We start from the raw sequence: 4,428 nt of genomic DNA on the forward strand, positions 1-4,428 counted from the left end.
CCCGTGGCCCAACCCTCGGGCTCCAGCAGGCCATCCTCCTGCTGCAACTGGCGCGCTCCGGCCAGGCTGCGGCCGGTGGCGTAGACCAGGTTGATGCGGGAGCGCAGTGTTTGCAGTGTTTGATTGAGATGTGCCAGGGCCTGTCTATCCCCCACAAGGGTATGGTCCAGATCGGTAACCAACAGCAGGTCCTTCATTGCCCCTTTCCTCCCCTGACGACTGGGCACCGTAGCCATGTCCAAATCCATCATTCCACCCCGCTCCCGCAGCCGCGCCAGCCTGAAGGAAGAGAAGATCATCCAATCGGCGGAGGCCCATCTTGAGCGCACCCTTATCAAGGTGAGGGGCCATTTGGCAGGGGCCGTGGCAGCCATTGAGTACCCCAGCAAAGGCATGTCCCTCAACTACGGAGAAGTGTTTCTCCGGGACAACGTGCCGGTGATGATCCATCTGCTCCTGAAAGGACGCCATGCTCTGGTGCGCCACTTTCTGGTGCTGTGCATGGACCTGCAAAGCAGCGCCTTGCAAACCCGAGGTCTGTTCCCCACCAGCTTCATTGAGAAAGAGGGGGAGCTGGTTGCGGACTACGGCCAACGGTCCATTGGTCGCATCAGTTCGGTGGATGCCAGCCTCTGGTGGCCCATCCTCTGCTGGATCTACGTCTCCCACGTGCAGGACTGGCAGTTCGGCTGTGACCAACGGGTGCAGCGGGCGGTGCAGCGACTCCTGGACCTGGTGATGCAACCCTCCGTTGCCGGCACGCCTGTCCTGTTCGTGCCCGACTGCTCCTTCATGATTGACCGTCCCATGGACGTGTGGGGCGCCCCTCTGGAAATCGAGGTGCTGCTGTACGGCTGCTTGAAGTGCTGTGTCCATCTCATGGAGCTGGCCCAACACCACAACGCCGCCCCCAGCAGGCTGCTCAGCCAGAGGATCCCCCTCACCCGGCAGTGGATCCATGACCTGCGCTCCTACCTGCTGAAGCATTACTGGGTCACCAGCAAAACCATTCAGGTGCTGCGGCGGCGCCCCACGGAGCAATACGGAGACGTGCAGCACCTGAACGAGTTCAACATTCAGCCCACGTTCATCCCGGACTGGCTTCAGGACTGGCTGGACAACCGCGGCGGCTATCTCATCGGCAACGTGCGCACGGGGCGGCCGGACTACCGGTTTTTCACCCTGGGCAACAGCCTGGCCTGCATCTTCGGGCTGCTGACTGCGCCCCAGCAGCGGGCTTTGTTCCGGTTGGTACTGCACAACAACAACCATCTAATGGCCCAGATGCCCATGCGCATCTGCCACCCTCCCATGGAGGGGCAGGAGTGGGCCATGAAGACGGGCTCCGATCCCAAAAACTGGCCCTGGAGCTACCACAACGGTGGGCATTGGCCCAGCTTGCTCTGGTACCTGGTGATGGCGGTGGCCCTCCACGACAAGGACCACCCCAATGCGGATGTGTTGCTGACGGGCCAACTCAAAACCCTGCTGGAGCGGTGCTACCAGATCCATCTCAGCCAACTGCCCCGCCAGCAGTGGGCGGAATACTTTGACGGCCCCACGGGAACGTGGGTGGGCCAGCAGGCCAGGACCTATCAAACCTGGACCATCGTGGGATTCCTGCTGACCCGTGAACTGCTCCGCAACGGCTGCCGGCTCAACTTTTCGTTCGCGTTGAGCCAGGAGACGTCGGGAAGGGCTTGATCAGAACAGTCCCAGGGTGAGGGACTTGTCTATGGGCAGGGTGGCGCCGATGCCCAGGTACAGGGCCATGAAGGTGCCAAACAGAAAGACAGTCATGGCAACGGGCCGCCGGAAGGGATTTTGGAAGCGGTTGAAGCTCTCGATAAACGGAACCAGCATCAGCCCCAAAGGCACCATGCCCTGGAGCACAATGCCCAGCAGTTTGTTGGGCACCACCCGCAGGATCTGGAACACGGGATAGAGGTACCACTCCGGCAGGATTTCCAGAGGCGTGGCAAAGGGATCGGCAGGCTCCCCGACCATGGCGGGATCCAGGACGGACAGCCCCACCAAACAGGCGAGGGTCCCCAGGATGACCACGGGGAAGATGTAGAGGATGTCGTTGGGCCAAGCTGGCTCACCGTAATAGTTGTGACCCATGCCTTTGGCCAGCTTGGCCCGCAGCGCCGGATCGCTCAGGTCTGGTTTCTTGAGGATGGACATCGTGGGGTGGGTGGGATGAACAGGGGAGAAGGGGACCCGGAAGCCGTGGGACTCTGCCGTACAGGCTTAGAGGGGACCTGAAATTCCTTGCTTACGGATCATCAGGAAGTGCATTAACATGAAGACCGCCAAAAGCCAGGGCAGCACGAAGGTGTGAAGACTGTAAAAGCGGGTCAGTGTGGCCTGACCAACACTTTCACCACCCCGGAGAAGCTCCACCACCTGGTCGCCAACCAAGGGGATGGCGGCAGGCACACCGGAGACGATCTTCACGGCCCAGTAGCCCACCTGGTCCCAGGGGAGAGAGTACCCGGTGACCCCAAAGCTGACGGTGATGACCGCCATGGTGACACCCACCACCCAGGTGAGCTCACGGGGTCGCTTGAAGCCCCCCGTCAAGTAGACCCGGAACACGTGGAGAATCAGCATCAGCACCATCATGGAAGCGCTCCAGCGATGGACGGAGCGGATCAGCCAGCCGAAGTTCACCGAGGTCATCAGGTACTGAACAGAGTTGAAGGCCTCAGCCACCGTGGGGCGATAGTAAAATGTCATGGCAAACCCCGTGGCAAACTGAATCAGGAAGCACACAAGGGTGATGCCACCCAGGCAATAGAAGATGTTCACATGGGGCGGAACATACTTGGTGGAGAAGTCGTCCGCGATCTCCTGGATCTCCAGGCGCTCTTGGAACCAGTCGTAAACCTTCGACATAGGGGCAAAGGGGGTCAGATGCTCAGGGATGGGAAGGGACAGAAGCCGTGGCTGGTCTTCCGGCGCAGGGTCCAGCCTGCGCAATAAAACAGGACTCTAGGCAGTCCACGTCAAAAAGTGGGTGCCGGGCAGGCTGCCGCCAAAGAGATTTTATAGACTTGAAGCCAGAGGCATCACCATGGGCAGGCATCGCGCCAAAATTGACTGGTGGGCGCAAGGCGGCGTGCGCAAGTTCAGGATTTGTCTTTTCATCGTGATTCTTGTTGGCTTCCTCATGGGGGCGCCAGCAGTTCACGCCCTCTCCGAAGACCAGCAACTGGTTGTGGACGCCTGGAGCTTTGTGAACCAAAGCTACGTGGACCCCACGTTCGAGGGCGTACCGTGGCGCCGCCTGCGGCAAAAAGCGCTGGAGCAGCCGATTCCCTCCAGGGAGCGTGCCTATCGGGCCATCGAGACCATGCTGGAACCCCTCGGCGACCCCTTCACCCGTTTCCTGCGTCCGGAGCAGTTCAAGGCCTTAACGGACAGCACGGCAGGGTCCATCAGCGGCGTGGGTCTGCAACTGGGAATCAACGAAGGGGAGACCGCGGTGCAGGTGATCTCGTCCCTGGAGGGGTCTCCAGCGGCAGTGGCCGAGATTCAGCCGGGCAGCGTCATCCTGGTGGTGGAGGGCAACTCCGTGGAAGACCTGGGCCTGGAAGGGGTTGCTGCTGCCCTGCGGGGACCGTCCGGCACGGTTGTGGAGGTTGAATTGGTGGGGCCGGACGGTGATCGCCAATTCCTTTCCCTTGAGCGGCGCACCGTGGATTTGCGCCCCGTGCGCAGCCGTCGCCTCCGGGAAGACGGGCACACCTACGGCCTGCTGCGGATCAGGCAGTTCACGACCACGGTGCCGGACCTGGTGAGCGCGGCACTGGCAGAACTGCAAAACAAGTGCATCGAGGGGCTGGTTCTTGACCTGCGCAACAATCCCGGCGGTCTGGTGGGCAGTGGCTTGCAGGTGGGTCACTCCCTGCTGGACGACCAGCCCCTTGTGCGCATCCGGGACCGCAACGGGATCGTGGACACCATCACCGCGGATGTGGGGACCCTTTACGACGGTCCCATGGTGGTGCTTGTCAACAGCGGCACCGCCAGTGCCAGTGAAATTCTGGCCGGGGCCCTGCAGGATGATGGGCGGGCCGAGGTGCTGGGACGTCCCACGTTCGGGAAGGGTTTGATCCAAACCCTGATCCCCCTGAACGACGGCAGTGGCCTGGCGGTCACCGTGGCCCGTTACGTGACGCCGACCGGCCGTGACATCCAGAGCACGGGCATCATCCCCGATCAGGTGCTTGCGGCCTCAAGACGGGAGGCCCCGGAGGAAGACGACCAGGATCCCTGGCTGGAGCGGGCCATGGTGGCCCTGCAGAATCAGCTCCATCGCCATGAAAAGCACATTGAGCGCACCGCCATGACCTGAAGGCCGCGCCTTTAGGCTCAGGACTCATAACCAGAAGATGGGAGTGGCGGCGAGGAGGACGGCAG

Annotated in this window: 5 protein-coding genes; 2 read left to right on the forward strand and 3 right to left on the reverse strand. The window is 61.7% G+C overall.

The window, feature by feature from the left end; translation table 11 throughout:
- The coding region (locus FLM9_RS04120; protein WP_218969735.1) for an HAD family hydrolase at positions 1–236 on the reverse strand (236 nt) is incomplete at its 3' end.
- On the opposite strand from FLM9_RS04120, the gene FLM9_RS04125 reads away from it, so the two are divergent.
- Positions 235–1,704 carry a glycoside hydrolase 100 family protein gene (locus FLM9_RS04125; protein WP_074457394.1) on the forward strand — a complete coding sequence of 490 codons (1,470 nt, stop codon included), beginning with the start codon at positions 235–237 and terminating at the stop codon, positions 1,702–1,704. The two genes, FLM9_RS04120 and FLM9_RS04125, sit on opposite strands and share 2 nt — an antisense overlap.
- Here FLM9_RS04125 and petD read toward each other — a convergent pair whose 3' ends face one another.
- Together petD and petB are read right to left on the reverse strand one after the other, a co-directional pair.
- Positions 1,705–2,187 (reverse strand): cytochrome b6-f complex subunit IV, encoded by a 483-nt coding sequence (gene petD, locus FLM9_RS04130; protein WP_074457395.1) that lies wholly within the window; start codon positions 2,185–2,187, stop codon positions 1,705–1,707.
- 66 nt (positions 2,188–2,253) lie between these two features.
- Positions 2,254–2,901: a cytochrome b6 gene (gene petB, locus FLM9_RS04135; RefSeq protein WP_074457396.1), complete on the reverse strand. Its 648-nt coding sequence runs from the start codon at positions 2,899–2,901 to the stop codon at positions 2,254–2,256.
- A gap of 178 nt (positions 2,902–3,079) precedes the next feature.
- Here petB and ctpZ point away from each other — a divergent pair, with 178 nt between their 5' ends.
- A complete protein-coding gene (ctpZ, locus tag FLM9_RS04140; RefSeq protein WP_081340186.1) occupies positions 3,080–4,363 on the forward strand; it encodes a carboxyl-terminal processing protease CtpZ in 1,284 nt (427 codons plus the stop codon).
- Positions 4,364–4,428 lie beyond the last annotated feature (65 nt).

The sequence above is a fragment of the Candidatus Synechococcus spongiarum genome (assembly GCF_900047545.1).
In the GTDB taxonomy this organism is placed as follows: domain Bacteria; phylum Cyanobacteriota; class Cyanobacteriia; order PCC-6307; family Cyanobiaceae; genus Synechococcus_B; species Synechococcus_B spongiarum_C.